This is a genomic window from Niveispirillum sp. FG148, from assembly GCF_057809655.1.
On sequence record NZ_JBMDKJ010000006.1, the window covers coordinates 83,831 to 100,290 of the forward strand.

General features: G+C 65.5%; 16 protein-coding genes. 9 read left to right on the forward strand and 7 right to left on the reverse strand.

What is annotated here, in order from left to right:
* Nucleotides 1-6: 6 nt before the first annotated feature.
* Both ACODTW_RS08645 and ACODTW_RS08650 read right to left on the reverse strand, forming a co-directional pair.
* Entirely contained in the window at nucleotides 7-1,467 is a 1,461-nt protein-coding gene (locus tag ACODTW_RS08645; RefSeq protein WP_488945567.1) for a methyl-accepting chemotaxis protein, read from the reverse strand.
* A 38-nt stretch (nucleotides 1,468-1,505) separates the two neighbouring features.
* A complete protein-coding gene (locus ACODTW_RS08650; protein WP_488945568.1) occupies nucleotides 1,506-1,769 on the reverse strand; it encodes a hypothetical protein in 264 nt (87 codons plus the stop codon).
* Nucleotides 1,770-2,107: 338 nt separating this feature from the next.
* On the opposite strand from ACODTW_RS08650, the gene rlmN reads away from it, so the two are divergent.
* Nucleotides 2,108-3,310 carry a dual-specificity RNA methyltransferase RlmN gene (gene rlmN, locus ACODTW_RS08655; protein ID WP_488945569.1) on the forward strand — a complete coding sequence of 401 codons (1,203 nt, stop codon included), beginning with the start codon at nucleotides 2,108-2,110 and terminating at the stop codon, nucleotides 3,308-3,310.
* A gap of 203 nt (nucleotides 3,311-3,513) precedes the next feature.
* On the opposite strand, the gene ACODTW_RS08660 is transcribed toward rlmN, so the two are convergent.
* The 3 genes from ACODTW_RS08660 to ACODTW_RS08670 form a co-directional block, all read right to left on the reverse strand.
* On the reverse strand, nucleotides 3,514-6,654 hold the full coding sequence (locus tag ACODTW_RS08660; protein ID WP_488945570.1) for an efflux RND transporter permease subunit: 3,141 nt from the start codon (nucleotides 6,652-6,654) through the stop codon (nucleotides 3,514-3,516).
* Between the two features lie 112 nt (nucleotides 6,655-6,766).
* Entirely contained in the window at nucleotides 6,767-7,864 is a 1,098-nt protein-coding gene (locus ACODTW_RS08665) for an efflux RND transporter periplasmic adaptor subunit (RefSeq protein WP_488945571.1), read from the reverse strand.
* 364 nt (nucleotides 7,865-8,228) lie between these two features.
* A complete protein-coding gene (locus ACODTW_RS08670; protein ID WP_488945572.1) occupies nucleotides 8,229-8,552 on the reverse strand; it encodes a hypothetical protein in 324 nt (107 codons plus the stop codon).
* A gap of 256 nt (nucleotides 8,553-8,808) precedes the next feature.
* Here ACODTW_RS08670 and ACODTW_RS08675 point away from each other — a divergent pair, with 256 nt between their 5' ends.
* The gene (locus ACODTW_RS08675) at nucleotides 8,809-9,642 is read left to right on the forward strand and encodes a CAP domain-containing protein (RefSeq protein WP_488945573.1); all 834 of its coding nucleotides are present in this window, start codon (nucleotides 8,809-8,811) and stop codon (nucleotides 9,640-9,642) included.
* Between the two features lie 154 nt (nucleotides 9,643-9,796).
* On the opposite strand, the gene ACODTW_RS08680 is transcribed toward ACODTW_RS08675, so the two are convergent.
* On the reverse strand, nucleotides 9,797-9,985 hold the full coding sequence (locus tag ACODTW_RS08680) for a zinc-finger domain-containing protein (protein WP_488945574.1): 189 nt from the start codon (nucleotides 9,983-9,985) through the stop codon (nucleotides 9,797-9,799).
* Nucleotides 9,986-10,191: 206 nt separating this feature from the next.
* Here ACODTW_RS08680 and ACODTW_RS08685 point away from each other — a divergent pair, with 206 nt between their 5' ends.
* From ACODTW_RS08685 to ACODTW_RS08710, 6 genes are all read left to right on the forward strand, one after another.
* Nucleotides 10,192-11,172, forward strand: coding sequence for an ABC transporter ATP-binding protein (locus tag ACODTW_RS08685; RefSeq protein WP_488945575.1), 981 nt, complete (start codon nucleotides 10,192-10,194; stop codon nucleotides 11,170-11,172).
* Nucleotides 11,173-11,176: 4 nt separating this feature from the next.
* The gene (locus ACODTW_RS08690) at nucleotides 11,177-12,043 is read left to right on the forward strand and encodes a ChbG/HpnK family deacetylase (RefSeq protein ID WP_488945576.1); all 867 of its coding nucleotides are present in this window, start codon (nucleotides 11,177-11,179) and stop codon (nucleotides 12,041-12,043) included.
* Between the two features lie 106 nt (nucleotides 12,044-12,149).
* Nucleotides 12,150-12,686, forward strand: coding sequence for a hypothetical protein (locus ACODTW_RS08695; protein ID WP_488945577.1), 537 nt, complete (start codon nucleotides 12,150-12,152; stop codon nucleotides 12,684-12,686).
* A gap of 5 nt (nucleotides 12,687-12,691) precedes the next feature.
* Nucleotides 12,692-13,213 (forward strand): hypothetical protein, encoded by a 522-nt coding sequence (locus ACODTW_RS08700; protein WP_488945578.1) that lies wholly within the window; start codon nucleotides 12,692-12,694, stop codon nucleotides 13,211-13,213.
* Nucleotides 13,214-13,272: 59 nt separating this feature from the next.
* Nucleotides 13,273-14,736 carry a coniferyl aldehyde dehydrogenase gene (locus tag ACODTW_RS08705; protein ID WP_488945579.1) on the forward strand — a complete coding sequence of 488 codons (1,464 nt, stop codon included), beginning with the start codon at nucleotides 13,273-13,275 and terminating at the stop codon, nucleotides 14,734-14,736.
* A gap of 56 nt (nucleotides 14,737-14,792) precedes the next feature.
* Nucleotides 14,793-15,572, forward strand: coding sequence for an N-formylglutamate amidohydrolase (locus ACODTW_RS08710; protein ID WP_488945580.1), 780 nt, complete (start codon nucleotides 14,793-14,795; stop codon nucleotides 15,570-15,572).
* On the opposite strand, the gene ACODTW_RS08715 is transcribed toward ACODTW_RS08710, so the two are convergent.
* Nucleotides 15,573-15,749, reverse strand: coding sequence for a hypothetical protein (locus tag ACODTW_RS08715; protein WP_488945581.1), 177 nt, complete (start codon nucleotides 15,747-15,749; stop codon nucleotides 15,573-15,575).
* Between the two features lie 194 nt (nucleotides 15,750-15,943).
* Here ACODTW_RS08715 and ACODTW_RS08720 point away from each other — a divergent pair, with 194 nt between their 5' ends.
* Nucleotides 15,944-16,252, forward strand: a complete 309-nt coding sequence (locus ACODTW_RS08720) for a DUF1244 domain-containing protein (RefSeq protein ID WP_488945582.1) — start codon at nucleotides 15,944-15,946, stop codon at nucleotides 16,250-16,252.
* The last annotated feature ends 208 nt before the right edge of the window (nucleotides 16,253-16,460 follow it).

A 16,460-nucleotide genomic window follows, 5' to 3' on the forward strand; every position in this document is an offset into this window, starting at 1 on the left:
AACGGATCACGCCGCGTCGCGCAACTCCTTGATGAAGCCATCCAGGCGCTTGTTCATGTCGGCGGACATGCGCTCCGTCTCCTCCGCCGTGGCGTGGGTTTTGCCGACCGCAGCGGCGATTTCCGTCGCGACATCGGCCATCTGGCCGACGACATGGCCCAGCGAGGCTGTACGGTTGGACACGGTCTGGATGGACCGGCTGATTTCCAACACTGTCGCTTCCTGCTGCTGTACCGCGTCGGAGATTTCACCGGCACCGCTGTCCAGTGCCGTCACGGCGTCGGCCACGCCGGCGATGGCGTCCACGGCGGCGCGGGTGGCGGCCTGGATTTCCGCCACCTGACGGCTGATATCCTCCGTGGCGCGGCCCGTCTGGGTGGCCAGGCTCTTCACCTCCGACGCCACCACGGCGAAGCCCTTGCCAGCTTCACCGGCGCGCGCCGCCTCGATCGTGGCGTTCAGCGCCAGCAGATTTGTCTGGCTGGCGATATCGGCGATCAGTTGCACGACATTGCCGATGCGCGTCGCCGTCTCCGACAGTTCGGCCACGCGTTCGCGCACCTTGTCCACCTCCACGGCCGTGCCGCGGGCCTGACTGGCGGCCCCGCTGGCCGTGCGCGCCACCTCGGCGATGCTGGCGGCCATTTCTTCCACCGCGGCCGCCACGCTGGCGGCATGGCCTGTCGCCTCCTCTGCTTCGGCGCGGGCGCTGCGGGTCACTTCGCCCGTGCTGGCCACGGTCGTGCCCAGATGGTCCGCTTCCTGCCGCAGGCCGCGCACGGCACCGTCCAGGCGCAGGGTCAGGCTTTCCACATCGACCACGAACCGGTCCGCCAGCCCCTTGCGCAGGGCCATACGTTCCTCGCGCTGCCTGGCGGCGGTGTTCAACTGCTCATCCTTCAGGCGCGCGGCCTCCGCTGCCGCCGATTCGGCCTTGCTGCGGGCATGTTCGCTGTAATGGAAGGCATGTTCCAGGTTCCAGGACAGCCACAGCAGCACCGCCGTCTCCGCCACCACCACCAGGGCATGCACGATGACACGCAGCAGGCTGCCCTGACCGTCGGGGAAAACCAGGGCGGGCAGCAGGAAGCTGAGCGTCAGGTGATGGACGGCCGTGACGCCGGCGCCCACCAGGATGACCCGCCAGTTGCAGAAGGCGGTCAGCATGGCCAGCACGGCGAAATAAAGGAAATGCGCGTCGATCTGCCAGGGGCCGGCCGCCGCGGCGACCAGCACGGACACCTGGGCGACAGACAGGACCGCCATCAGATATTCGATGCCCGGCCGCTGCATGTTCACGAACCGCGCACCCGTGCCGACGGCCGCGATCAACAGGGCCGACAGCAAGGGCGACACCCAGCCGATCCGATCCAGGATGGTGGAGACCAGCGTCAGCGGCACACAGGCCCACAGGAAGGCCGTGAAAAGGTTGAGCGCTACGGCCCGGATGCGATCGATGGGTGACATCGGCGGAATTCCAATATGATGAACGGGGAAGCTTGTCGTCAGGTGCCGCAACCGACCAGTGACCCGGCCAGCAGAAGCGCCGGCGCCCGTGCCAGCCGTCCGGCACTTTCCGGATCAGGCACCGTCACCAGCCAGAAGGAAGGCCCCAGGCCTGTCAGGCTGCCACTGTCGCGCAAGGCCACGCCTGCATCGGACAGCAACGCCAGCTGATTGGATTCATCCATCCATGGCGGCAGCAGGACCGCGAAGGTCTTGCCCTGTTCAGGTACGGCCGACGCCGCAACCAGAAGCGGTGCAAGCAAGGTCGTGACCGCAAGACAGAAGATGGCGAAGTTGGACCGGGTTTGCATGCTTGCGGGAAATGGAAATGGCAGGATACGAGCTTGTCTCACCGTTCACTATGAACCAAACCCCTTGAAAATGCGTGAATGCTGATATGACCCTGCGGATAGTTTTGGTGGAATTTGGCTAATGGGATTAACGATTTGCCTCCCGAAGCGGCGTTCGACTTTCCAGCCTTTTCCAATCGGGTTACCTGTTTATGATACATGCCTATGTGGGCAACCTGCGCCGCCCGCAGGCCACCCCTTTGCGGGAAGCCCTTTGACACAGGCACGGCCTTGCGCCATTTAACCGCATCATGGGCATCGAAAATCACAGCAGCAGCTTCGCACCGGCGGCCCCGCGCGCCGACGGTCGCATCAACCTTGTCGGCCTTTCCCGCGAAGAGCTGGAAAGCACGCTGACCGACGCCGGATTCGAGAAGTTCCGGGCGCGTCAGGTCTGGCACTGGATCTATCATCGCGGCGTCACCGACTTCGCCCTGATGTCGACCCTGGCCAAACCCGCGCGGGAGAAGCTGGCCGAACGGTTCCTTGTGGACCGTCCGATGCCCATCAAGGATCTGAAATCCGTCGATGGCACGCGCAAATGGCTGTGCCGCATGCATGATGGGCAGGAGGTGGAGGCCGTCCACATCCCGGAAGAGGATCGCGGCACGCTCTGCGTTTCCTCCCAGGTAGGCTGTACCCTGACCTGCCGCTTCTGCCACACAGGCACGCAGCGTCTGGTGCGCAACCTGACGGCGGACGAGATTGTGGGACAGGTCATGCTGGCCCGCGACCATCTGGAAGAATGGCCCAGCCCGCCGGACGGCCGCATGCTGTCCAACATCGTCATGATGGGCATGGGCGAACCGCTCTATAATTACGACCATGTCGCCAAGGCGTTGAAGATCATCATGGATGGGGAGGGTATCTCCATTTCCAAGCGGCGCATCACGCTCTCGACCAGCGGTGTGGTGCCCATGATGAAGCGCGCGGGCGAGGAACTGGGCGTCAATCTGGCGGTCAGCCTGCATGCCGTGAATGACGAGCTGCGCGACCGCATCGTGCCCATCAACCGCAAATATCCCATCAAGGAATTGATGGATGCGGTGCGCACCTATCCCGGCCTGAACAATGCCCGGCGCTGCACCTGGGAATATGTCATGCTGAAGGGTGTGAATGACAGCATGGCCGATGCGCGCGAGTTGGTGCGCCTGATCCGCGGCATTCCGTCCAAGATCAACCTGATTCCCTTCAATCCCTGGCCCGGTTCGCCGTTCGAGCGCAGCGATTGGGAGCAGATCGAGAAGTTCAGCGATTATGTGAACGAGGCCGGCTATGCCAGCCCCATCCGCCGCCCGCGCGGGGATGACATTCTGGCCGCCTGTGGTCAGTTGAAAAGCGAAAGCCAGCGGCCGACCGCGTCGCAGAAGGCAGCACAGCTGGAACAGCACAAGATCCTGGCCGCCGAATACGCGGCCCAGATCGCCGAAAAGGAAGCGGCCCTGGCGCTGTAACGGCCATGGCGCGCTTCGACCGGTACATCATGCTATCGGCATGAAATCCGGGCCGATGGTGCTGGTCCTTACCCTTCCGAACGCGCCTGCGTTTGGGAGGGTGAGGGCTCTCCCGCTCCAAACCATCCCCCCAGGCCGGCGACCGCCGACCCGCGCATGAGGAAGATGCCCCAACCGCCGGTCCATGTTACCGGCCGTTGGCTTCATTCCGCGGGCACCTGCGGCGGGGCGTTGTGCAGGCGTTCCTCCTGCTCGATCTTGCGGCGGATAATGCCGATGGGCTGTACCCCGCGGGCGAACATGGAATAAAGCACGGGCGTGATGAACAGGGACAGCAGCGTCCCCACCGTCACGCCGCCGACGATCACCCAGCCGATGGCCATGCGGCTTTCGGCACCGGCCCCATGGGCCAGGGCCAGCGGCATGGCGCCGAACACGGTGGCGATGGAGGTCATCAGGATGGGGCGCAGACGCAGGCGCGCCGCTTCCACCACGGCCTCCAGCAACTCGTGGCCTTCCTCACGCAACTGGTTGGCGAATTCCACGATCATGATGGCGTTCTTGGCGATCAGGCCGATCAGCATGATCAGGCCGATCTGGGTGTAGGTGTTCAGCGACATGCCCGTGAGCTGGATGGCCAGCACACCGCCCAGACCGGCCGGCAGAACGGACCCCAGGATCATGGCCGGCAGGCGGAAATTCTCGAACTGGGCGGCCAGCACCAGGAAGGCCACCAGCATGGCCATGCCAAAGGCGAACCAGATGGCGCTGCTGGCTTCCTGCTGCAGACGGGCGGCCCCTTCGAAATTCAGCCGGGCTTCAGCCGGCAGCACTTCCGCCGCGGCGCGCTGCACCTCCTTCATGGCGTCGCCCATCACGGCCCCTTCGGTCAGGTTGGCCGTAATGGTGATGGAGCGCAGGCGGTTATACCGGTTCAACTCCGTCGGGCCGGCCACGTCGCGCACCGTGATCAGGTTGGCCAGCGGCACAAGCTGGCCCGTGCCGGCGGCCGACGTACCACGCACGAAGATGTTGGACAGGTCGCGCGGGTTGCCGCGGTCGGCCGCGTCGGCGCGCAGCACCACGTCATATTCTTCGCCCCGGTCCAGATAACGGGTGACCTGCTTTTCCCCCAGCATGGTCTCCAGCGTGCTGCCAATGACGGTGACGGGCACGCCCAGGTCGGCGGCGCGGTTGCGGTCGACCGTCACATAAAGCTGCGGCTTGGTCTCGTCATAATCAGCGGAAAAGCCGGTCAGGCCGGGATATTGCTGCAGGCGGGCGATCATGGCGTCGCGCCATTCGGCCAGTTCCTCAAACGTGTTGCCGCCGATGACAAACTGCAACTGATTGGCCGATGCGCTGCCACCCAGGCCCGAGGGCAGGATGGGCACGATGCGCGAACCGGGCATGGCGGCGAATTTGGGCCGCAGCTCGTTCACCAGATCGGGCACGGAACGGTTCACGACACGGTCGGACCAGGCCGGCGGACGGATGACGACCATGGCGCGGTTGACACCGGAATTGCCGCCCCAGCCGGGGTTGACGATGGTCAGGATGCTGTCCAGCTCGCCCGATTTGACATAGGGCTGCAACAGTGCCTCGACCTGGTTCACCTCGCGCATGGTGTAATCCATGCTGGCCCCTTCCGGGGCGGAGATGGAGATGCGGGCGACGCCGCGATCTTCCACCGGCGCCAGTTCGCTGGGCAGGCCCAACGCGATCAGCACCGTCAGGCCCAGGCCCGCGGCCATCAGGGTCAGCACCAGGGTGCGCGCGTCCAGCGCCTGTTTCAATGTCCTGATATAGAAGTTCGTCACGGCATCCAGGGCGGCCTCGCTGTAGCGGAACAGGCCGCGCGCCGGTTCATGCCCGCGCAGCAGCTTGGACGACAGCATGGGCGACAGGGTCAGCGCCACGATGCAGGAGAAGCCGATGGCCGCCATCAGCGCCATGGCGAATTCCCGGAACAGGCGGCCCTGGTCGCCGGGCAGCATCGACAGGGGCGCGATCACGGCGATCAGCACGGCCGTGGTGGCGATGACGGCAAAGCCGATCTGCCGCGCCCCGCGATAGGCGGCCAGCAGCGGCGGCTCCCCCTCCTCGATCCGGCGGGAGATGTTCTCCACCACGATGATGGCATCGTCCACCACCAGACCCACGGCCAGCACGAAGGCCAGCAGCGTCAGCACATTGATGGAAAAGCCCAGCGCCGCCATGACGCCGAAGGCCGCCACCAGCGACACGGGGATGGCGATGACGGGGATCAGCGTGGCGCGGAAGGTGCGCAGGAACACCCAGACCACCAGTACCACCAGCCCGATGGCCACCGCGATGGCGTGGAACACCTCATAGATCGACTGGCCGACGAAGGTGGCGTCATCCTGGCGGACTTCCAGCTTCATGCCCGGCGACAGGGTGCGGCGGAATTCCTCCATCAGCTTGCGCACGCCGTTGGACACTTCCATCGTGTTGGCCGTGGATTGGCGGATGACGCCCAGGCCGATGGCGCTGCCGCCATTGCTGCGGAAATCGCCGCGATCATCGCGGGCGGCGACCTCCACCTTGGCCACCTCGCCCAGACGAATCCAGTTCTGCCCGTCCTGACGGATCAGGATGGCCGCGAACTGATCGGGACGGTTCAGGCGGGTGTCGGTGCGCACGGTGAATTCGCGCTGGCTGCTTTCGATGCGGCCAGCGGGCAGTTCGGTATTCTCCCGCCGGATGGCGGCTTCCACGTCCTGAACCGTGACATGGCGCGCGGCCATGGCGTTGCGGTCCAGCCAGACGCGCATGGCGAAGTCACGGCGGCCACCCACGCGCACCGATGCCACACCGGGCACGGTTCCCAGCGCATCCAGGAAATAGCGGCGGGCGAAGTCGGTCAGTTCCAGCTGGTTCATGCGATCGGAAGACAGCGTCATCCAGAAGATGGGATTGCTGTCGGCGTCGACCTTGCTGATTTCCGGCAGGTCCGCCTCTTCGGGCAGGGCGTCGGTGATACGGCCCACGCGGTCGCGCACATCGTTGCTGGCGGCATCGATATCCCGGTCGATCTCGAACTCCACCGACACGGACGAGCCGCCCTCGCGCGACCGGGAGCGGATGGTCTTCACCCCCTCGATGCCGTTGATGACACCCTCGATCCGCTCTGTGATCTCGTTATCCACCACTTCGGCGCTGGCGCCGGGATAGGAGGTGGAGATGGAGACGATCGGATAGTCGATCTTCGGCAATTCGCGCACGGGAAGGCGCTCATAGCCCAGGACGCCGAACACGACCAACATGGCGCTGATCACGAAGGCCAGCACAGGACGTTGGATGGAGATGTCGGAGATGACCATGACGGGCTTCCCACCTGGAACGCATCGATGATTTCAACAATCGCGGCCGCATCCGGCGGCTGCGCAACCGATACAGGTGCCGGCAGGCGGCCATCGCCGCCCCGGCAGGCCTTTACAGGCTTGGACGCGAGGCCGATTGCGCGGCTGCGCCATCGCTCACCGTTTCCGGCTGCACCGGCACTCCGTCGCGGATCTTCTGGATACCGCGCGTCACCACCAGTTCGCCGCCCTGCAGGCCGGCCGTGATCTCCACCTGGCCTTGCGACCGGGCGCCGATGCTGACGGGACGGCGTTCGGCCTTGCCGCCAGTGACCAGGAACACGAACTGCCGGTCGCCCACGGGCACCAGCGCTTCCTCCGGCACCAGCACCACATTGGTGCGGTTGTCCAAGGTCAGGCGCACGGTCATGAACATGCCGGGCCGCAGGCGGCCGTCATGGTTGTCGATCTGGGCCAGGGCCGCCACTGTGCGGGTGATCGTGTCGATGCGGGTGTCGATGGCCGTGACCAGGCCCGTGACGGGCTGGTCGGGATAGACGGACGTGGTCGCCGCAATCTCCATTCCCTGGCGCAGATTGCGCAGGGACGCTTCCGGCACCGTGAATTCCAGCTTCACCGTGCGCGTATCATCCAGCGTCGTCACCGGGTCGGCCGGCCGCACCAGGGCGCCAGGGCTGACCTGACGCAGGCCGGCATAGCCGGTAAAGGGCGCACGGATGGTCAGATCCTGCAAACGCGCCTGGGCGGCGCGCATGGCCGCCTCGGCGCCCTGCAATTGCAGGGACAGTTCATCGACGCGGGCCTGGGCCACATGCTGGCTGGACAACAGGGCACGGGCGCGGTCCAGCAACTGCGCCGTATTGCGCCGCGTCGCCTCGGCCACGGCCAGGTTGGCCCGGACCTCCGTATCGTCCAGTTCCACCAGGGTAGATCCGGCCTGGACCAGCTGGCCCTCGGTGAAATTGATGGACCGAACCAGACCCGCCGTCTTGGCGGTCACGGTCACCGCCTCGTTCGCGTGCAGGGTGCCGACGGCGTCGAACACCACAGCAATGTCGCCACGCGTTGCCGGAACCGCCACGACATTGATGGGGCGGATGGTGGCTTGCTGCGCCGTGTCGGCGCTGCCGCCACGACCCGTCACATACCAGACCCCGCCCCCAATGGCGACGATGGCAACGGCAGTGGCGATCTGTAGGGGCAGACGCATGTCTCTGTCCGGTGTTATTGGCACCCGCTGGAAAGCCGGGTGCGGTCAATGGATTGATAGGGAACCAATTTTATGCCGAGCGGCAGAAACTGGCTCCCGTTAAATGTCGTTGGCAGCCATCTGGTCAAGCCCGACTAACGACATGCGTCTTTCGGTCCAGCCTGCTCACACTTGAGCAACTAGACGGACGGGGCCAAACCTCCAACCCCCCAATTGTTACGCGATGGTAACCGGCCGCGATAGGGGACAAACTTTTACAATTGCATGGAAATCCCCATGCAAATGACCGCCTGGTACGGCGGTCGCGCAGCGGAACCTTTGCGAGGGAGCGACCTTTGCGGGGGAGCGGGGGTGGGATGCGGAATCAGGCGGCGCTTTGCGCGCGGCGTTCCATCAGTTCACGCAGAAAGGCCCGGTCGATGGACGGATAGCGCGACGGCATCTCCCGTTCGATCCGGTCCATCAGGTCGGAAGCGGCCAAGGGACCGTTGGCTTCCTCATACAGCAGGAACCAGGCGGCGTAGGTGCGGCCCTGGATACGCTGATCGTCGCCATCCTTCATGTCCGGCAACACCCAATAGCCAAACCGACCGTCCGCCCGCTCACCCACGAAGGGCAGCTTGGTGACCGGCAGTCGCAGACCAGAGGTCCTGCGGGCAGCATCGTTGTTGGTGCGTGACGGTGGCATGGTCAATCGGCGGCGTCGGGCAGGTTGAAGTTTAAGGGCGGAGGCGATCTGTGTTAAACTGCCATTTACAAGTAATCGATAACTTGTCGATCAATAACTACTATATACTGTGCGAGTCGGGATGCAATCCCCCAGGAAGCTAAGGCAAACCCGCGTTATTGTCGAACCTCCAGAAGGATATGACCGAAGGGTCGGGGCAGGGCGTCGCGCACTGCTTAAAGCCATAGGGGTGGGCCTTGGGCTGGCCGCGCTGCCGATGCGCGGCGGCCTTGCGCGGATCATTTCCGGTCTGGTCACGGATTACGCATTGCCGGCCGCCGACATGGTTGGCTATGCGGCGGCATTCGCGGCTTTCCATGAACGAGAGGCGGTGGCGGGCGACTGGCGCCGTCCGGACCTGCCGCTGCCCGTGATGGAAACGGCCTGTCTGGAGGCAACGGGTGCAGAACGGCTGGCCGCCGGGGCCGGTACCCTGCTGGTCGATGACGGCTTGCGCTGGATTGCGCGCTATTATGCCGCACAGCTGGCGATGGGCATGGTTCTGGAACATCAGGATGCGGGGGGGCGGCATGCGGCCGACCGGGTCGGCATCCTGCACCGGCGTCTGGTGGGGGCATGCGCCGAAAACCTGTACGCCAACAACCTGTTTGATGACGGCCGCCCCGCAGCGGCGGGCCGGCTGGCACTGGACAATCTGATGCAGTCGCAGGGGCATCGGCGCAACCTGCTGGACCCGCGCTGGACCCATGCCGGGTACGGGGCTGCCCAGGGGCCGGATGGCGTGGTTGTGGTGCAACTGTTCACCGAGCAGGTGGCCCTTCTGGCCGACGATCTGCCCCTGGTGGCGACGGCCGCCGCCGCCGTGCCGCCGGGGGCCCTGCGCCCGCAAAGCGGCGGGTTCGAGGGGGTGGCCTTCGTCCCGCTGGACCGGCAGCCGCAGGCCCGCGATTTCCAGCGGGCGGACAGGATCAAGCTGCCGGCGGCGCCCGGCCGCTTTCGCAGCTTCTTTGCACAGTCCCAGCCCGGGACGGGGACCACGGCGCGCTACACCATCCATCCAGGACCGATGCTGCTGGTGCAACCCGCCTGAAGGGGTGTGGCATCAGGGCGCCGGATGGCGGCGCCCGGCGCCTGAGGGATGGTACGAGCCAGGCCGGCGACCGCCGGCCCGCGCACGCGTGTGCGAGCAAGCCAAGCCGCCGGATGGCGGCGCCCGGCGCCTGAGGGATGGTGAAAAGCCGAAATCAGTGCCCGTGACCGCCGCCGGCTGCCTTGCCCTCTTCGGTCTGGATATAGCGGCGACCGCAATAGGGGCAGTCCACCTGGCCCGCCGGGGCCAGGGTCAGGAAGACGCGCGGATGACCCAGGGCCCCGCCGCCGCCATCGCAGCCGACGGTGTCTTCGTCGATATAGATGGTCTCATGCGGCTGCATCGTCATTGTTCCTTGAAGGCGATCGAAAAGGGTCCGTCTTGCGGTGCGGCGCATCATACCCTGGCGGACTTTTTGTGCAAGACCGCGGGCGCCATCACAGCGCGCACTCCGGACCTTCGCTAAAATTGACCCGCCGTCGCACCCGGTGTACGCCAATCCCATGTACCGGCCACGGCGCCGCCGTCCTTTTCGGGAAGAAAGAACCCATGCCCGACAGTCTCAGCCCCGCCCACGCCATTGCCGCCAGCGTCCCGGCGGCGGCCATCGAAATCCAGGACCTGCGCAAGACCTATCGCGGGACGCCCAAATCCCCGCCGAAGGAAGCGCTGAAGGGCATTTCGCTGACCATTCCGCGCGGTTCGATCTATGGCCTGCTGGGCCCCAATGGTGCCGGCAAAAGCACCACCATCAACATCCTGGCCGGTCTGGTGAATAAGACCAGCGGCAAGGCGTCGATCTGGGGCATCGATATCGATGAACATCCCCGTTCCGCCCGGGCCGCGATCGGCGTCGTGCCGCAGGAACTGAACCTGGACCCGTTCTTCACCCCGCGGGAGATCCTGGACCTCCAGGCCGGCCTCTATGGCGTGCCCAAGGCGCAGCGCCAGACCGACGCCCTGCTGGAAGCCGTGGGCCTGAAGGACAAGGCCAATGCCTATGCCCGCACCCTGTCGGGCGGCATGCGCCGCCGCCTGATGGTGGCCAAGGCCATGGTGCATGCCCCGCCCGTGCTGGTTCTGGACGAGCCGACGGCCGGCGTGGACGTGGAACTGCGCCAGAGCCTGTGGGCCCACGTGCGGGAATTGAACAAGGCCGGCACCACCATCGTGCTGACCACGCATTATCTGGAAGAAGCGCAGGAGCTTTGTGACACCATCGCCATTGTCAATCACGGCCAGGTAGTGGCCTGCGAATCGACGGAAAACCTGCTGGGCCGCCTGGACAGCAAGGAGATGGTGGTGACGCTGGATGCCGATCTGGCGGTCTTGCCGCCGGCCTTCTCGGGGCTCGATGCCACCCTGGACGGGCCGCGCCGCCTGACCATTCATTACAAGCCCAGCCAGACCCGTGTGGCCGACCTGCTGGGTGCCATGGCCACGGCCGGGCTGGCGGTCAAGGATCTGTCCATGGTGGAAAGCAATCTGGAGGATGTGTTCCTGCAGCTGACCCGGACGCCGGCGGCCTGATCCCATGGCGGTTACGCATGCCGTCACGGTCATTGCCGATGATTATGCCCTGTCGGCGGGCGTGACGGCCGGCATTCTTGCCTTGGGCCGTGACGGGCGGCTGTCCGGTACCGGCGCCATGGTGCCCAGTCCGCGCTGGCCGGAGGATGCGCGGCCCCTGCGTGACATGCCGGCCGGGTTCCAGACCGGGCTGCATCTGACCCTGACCGGGGCGCTGTCACCCCTGGGGCCGATGCCGCTTCTCTGCCCCACAGGGCGGCTGCCCGGCGTTGGTCGGTGGCTGGCCCTGTCGCATGCCGGCTGCCTGCGGGCCTCGGCCGTGCGGGCCGAACTGGCGGCGGAGATCGACCGGCAGCTGGATGCGTTCGAAACAGCGATGGGACGGCCACCGCATTTTGTCGACGGGCATCAGCATGTGCATCTGCTGCCCGGCATCCGGCCCCTGGTCCTGGCGGCGCTGCAAAGGCGCCATGCCGGGGGGGGCGTCTGGCTGCGCGACTGCTATGAGGCGCCGTCACGGGTGCTGGCGCGCGGGGTGGCCACGGGCAAGGCCCTGTTCATCACGGCCCTGGCCCGCGGTCTGGCCCAGGATGCGGCGCGTCACGGTGTCGTGACGAATCGGGGATTCACCGGCATCTACGATTTCAAGGCGCCCTTTTCCGCCCTGGTGCCGCGTTTCCTGTCGGGCATGGGGGCGGCCGCGGTGATGATGGTTCATCCGGCCCTGCCCGATGATGAACTGGCGGCACTGGATCCCGTGGTCGCCGCGCGGCAGGCCGAGATGGCCTATCTTTCAGGTCCGGCGTGGCCGGCCGCCCTGACACGGGCTGACAAAAGTATCTCGAATGGGGCTGTCATCCCTTTCGGTTAGGTTGTGGCGTGGGACAAACGCCAGATGCGATGTTATAATCTCAAAGACCGCCGGCCCGGGGCAGCCGGTCGATCCGCCGGAAAGCGCGTTACACGGAATTGCCGCATTGGAAATCAACACCGTCCTCTTCGTTATCGCTCTGCTATGCGCAATCGGTGCTGTCAGCATCGCTCTGGTGCGCCAGGTGCTTTATTACTCGCGCCGCGCCCATATTGGCCGGGTCATGGAAAGCAACCGTGAACTGGCGCGCAAGCAGGAGGAACTGACCAAGGCCTATCGCGACAATCAGGAGGCCGTGCGTCACAATGAGGTGGAGCGCAAAGCCGCGGCCACGCAGTTGGCCGAGGCGCAGCGCCGGGTGAAGGCGGCCCGGGACGAGAATTACATGATCGTGCATGAATTGGGGGAGCCGGCCGGGTCGCGCCGCCTGTTCGTGGTGCAGATGTCGCTGGGCAGCACCCTGACCTTCAACCAGAACACTATCAAGGACAGCAAGTTCCGCAATGTCCGTCATGCGGTTGAGGTGTGGGCAGAAAATGCCGACGATGCGCTGCGCATGGTGCGGAGCAGCTTCCCGCCCGATGGCGGCTTCAACCTGTCCAAGGCCCTGCCCGCCGCGCAGGCGGCCATGGCTGCGGAGTAACGGGCATGCTGACCCAGGTCGCCTTCATCCTGCTGATGCTGGTTTCCATCGCCTATGCGGCCGCCGTCATGCGCAAGATCGAAAGCGATGTCGGTCAGTACCAGCGTGACCTGCGCGCCGTGGAGGATGACCACCATCGGCTGGACGTGGCCTGCAACACGCTGCGCAGCCTGAATGGCCAGGTGGAAGAGGAGCTGGCCAGGGGCAAGGCCGATCTGGCGCAGCTTCAGGATGCCAAGGCCCAGGTCGATGCCGAACTGGCCGCCCTGGCGGAGGCGCCCAAGCAGCGCCTGTTCATGCTGGACCGTGCCACGCTGGGCCATGGCAAGCTGTGGGAAGTGACGGTCACCAATACCGCCGGGCCTGGGGCAGGTCTGCCTGAAGATACCGCCATGGAATGGGCCAACGGTCGGGTCTATATTGTACCGGGAACCACTGACCGGGATGCGAAGATGCGCGCCGAACCGCGCTTCCTGCCCTCCATGGGCTTCCGCATCATGAAGGTGGAAAGGTTCCGTCGCGCCTGAGACCGGAGCGGGCTGCTGCCTGACCGGCCCCGGTCGCCCGCGACAGGGGAGGTTGCGTGATGAACGACGCCATCATCGAATTCCCTTCCGGTCAGGTCCGGCAGCGCACGGCCATGGCCGCGGATCAGCAGCTGGCCGGTGCCTTCGCGAAGCTGCAGGTGGCTTGGCAGCATGATGGTGGTCTGTCGGTGGGCCGGCGGGCCGGTGCCCTGCATGATCTGGCCAAGGCCCTGCTGAAAAATGAGTCCGCGCTGGTCGATGCCGTGTCGGCGGATTTCGGCCACCGCTCCCCGCATGAAACCCGCATGGCGGACATCCATGCCAGCCTGTCGGCCATCCGCCACACGGCCCGGCATTTCCGCCGCTGGATGCGCAGCCGGTCCGTGCCCGTGGCGGCCAGCTTCCTGCCCGGACGCGCTGCCGTTGACTGGGTTCCGCGTGGGGTCGTGGGGATCGTCAGCCCCTGGAACTATCCCATCCACCTGTCGCTGGTGCCGTTGGCCGCCGCCGTTGCCGCCGGCAACCGCGTGCTGTTGAAGCCGTCGGAGATCACGCCCCGCACCTCCGCCCTGCTGGCGCGCCTGGTGGCAGAGGTGTTCGACCCGGGGGAGGTCGGTGTCGTCTGTGGCGGGTCGGAACTGGCCCAGGCCCTGTGTCACCTGCCGCTGGATCATCTGCTGTTCACCGGCTCCACCGGTGTCGGTCGGCAGGTCATGCGCGCGGCTGCCGACAATCTGGTGCCGGTCACGCTTGAACTGGGGGGCAAATCGCCCTGCATCGTGGCGCCCGATTTCCCGCTAGAACTGGCGGCCCGGCGCATTGCGGCGGGCAAGCTGCTGAATGCCGGCCAGACCTGTGTGGCGCCTGACTATGTCCTGGTGCCCCGGGGGCGGGAACTGGGCTTCATCGACCATTTCGAACGGGCGACGGCCGCCCTGTACCCGACGCTGGAAGGCAATCCCGACTATACCGCCATCGTCAACGATCAGCATTACAACCGGCTTGTCGGACTGATCGAAGACGCCCGGCGGCGGGGCGCCCATGCCCGCATCATCAATCCGGCATCAGAGGCCTTGCCGGCCAATCGCCGTAAGCTGGCACCCACCCTTCTGTGGCATGTGCCGGACGGGGCCGCCGTGATGGCGCGGGAGATTTTCGGTCCCATCCTGCCTGTACTGACCTATGACCGGCTGGAGGATGCGGTGGCCCTGGTGAATGAGCGTCCGGCCCCGCTGGCCCTGTATCTGTTCACCAACAGCCGCGACGATCGGCGCCTGGTGCTGGACCACACACGGTCAGGCGGGGTGACGATCAATGACACCCTGCTGCATGCCGCCCAGGATGCCCTGCCTTTCGGGGGTGTCGGGGAAAGCGGCATGGGCGTCTATCATGGCGAGGCGGGCTTCCGTACCTTCAGCCATGCCCGCGGGCGGTTCATGCAGCGCCGTTTCAATCTGATGGGATTGGTGCGTCCGCCTTACGGACCCCGGCTGGACCGGATCCTGCGCTGGTTGCTTCGCTGACCATACCAACCTTTGGCGTGGTTTCCCCCGCTGCCGCTTTCGGTTAAGCAGGGGGTATGGATATTTGCGCCCCCTCTCTGCTGGGTCCTGACGATCCGGCCCCCGTCCGCATCCTCAATCCGGACAGCGCCGCGTCGCTGCTGCTGGTCTGCGACCATGCCGGTCAGGCTGTGCCCGCCGCTCTGCACGGAATGGGTGTCCCGTCCGAGGAAATGGATCGCCATATCGGGTGGGATATCGGTGCGGCCGCCGTCACCGAAGGCCTGGCGCGGCGGCTGGCCGCCTGCGCCGTGCTGACGGTCTATTCCCGCCTGGTGGTGGATTGCAACCGGTGGCCCGACAGCCCGACCCTGATGCCGCCGATCAGCGACGGCACGCCCGTGCCGGCCAATCTGGACCTGACAGAGACGGCGCGACAGCTGCGGCTGGAGGCCCTGTACCAGCCCTATCATGATGCGATCGCCGGGGAGCGGGCCCGTATTGCCGCCCGCGGACAGGTGCCCGTCCTGATCTCCATCCACAGCTTCACGCCGCAGATGAACGGGTTCCGCCGGCCCTGGCATGTCGGCGTGCTGTGGAACCGCGACGGGCGCATGGCCCTGCCCATGCTGGATGCGCTGCGGGGCGAGGGCGACCTGATCGTTGGGGACAATGAACCCTACAGCGCCCGCACCGGCACGGATTTCACCATCGTCCACCATGGTGAACAGGCGAACCTGCCTGTGCTGATGTTGGAAATCCGCCAGGACCTGATCGCCGATGCGGCCGGCGCCGATGCCTGGGCCGATCGGTTGGCCCGTCTTCTGCCCGGCATCATCAGACAGGCCATGGGCTGATCAGCGCGTGGCCGCGGCCTCTTCCAGCAGCGCGCGGATATCCAGCGACTGCAGGGCGGTCAGGGCTGCCGACAATTCGTCGGCGCAGCGATGAAGTTGCTGGGCGTGGTGGCTCAGGTTGGCAGCGTGCGTGGCCAGATGACCATGGGGCAGGCGGGTGCGCATATCGATGACCATGGGCTTCTCCATGTGCAAGTGATGACGATACTTCAGGATAGGTAATCTGCTCTTGATTTCGATCATGCATGGTTCTGAAATAGTCTCAAGCTGCAAAGATAATTGTTTTTTCTACTAAAATTTTATCGAAATTCCATTTGAGCAACCGGCGTCCTTGCCCATATGTGGGGTGATTGCCGACCACGGAGCCCTTCATGGACGACCAGACCAATATCGACCGCGCCCGCATCGAGCTGGAAGCCGCCGCTTTCCGCCGCCTGCTGGATCATCTTCGTACCCGCACCGACGTGCAGAATATCGACCTGATGAACCTGGCCGGCTTCTGCCGTAACTGCTTGGCCAAATGGTACAAAGCCGCCGCCGAGGAACGCGGTGAGGCGCTCAGTTATGATGCAGCGCGGGAGCTTGTGTACGGCATGCCCTATGAGGAATGGAAGGCCCGCCACCAGATCGAAGCCAGTCCCGCGCAACTGGATGCCTTCGCCAAGAACAGCGCGCACTGACCGGAAAGGGCCGGAGTCGCGCCCGGCCGGGCGGCCCTTTCTCCTCCATAACGTTCCATGCCCCTGTTTCCAGCGTTGGAAAGGCCGATCCTGGCGCATGGTCGGCATGCCTGTTGTGCATGCTGCAAGCGCGAAAGCAAGGCGCCGCCTCGATTGTGCCGCGCAACATTGCAACAGTGTTGCCGAGACTTCACACAAACAACACGCA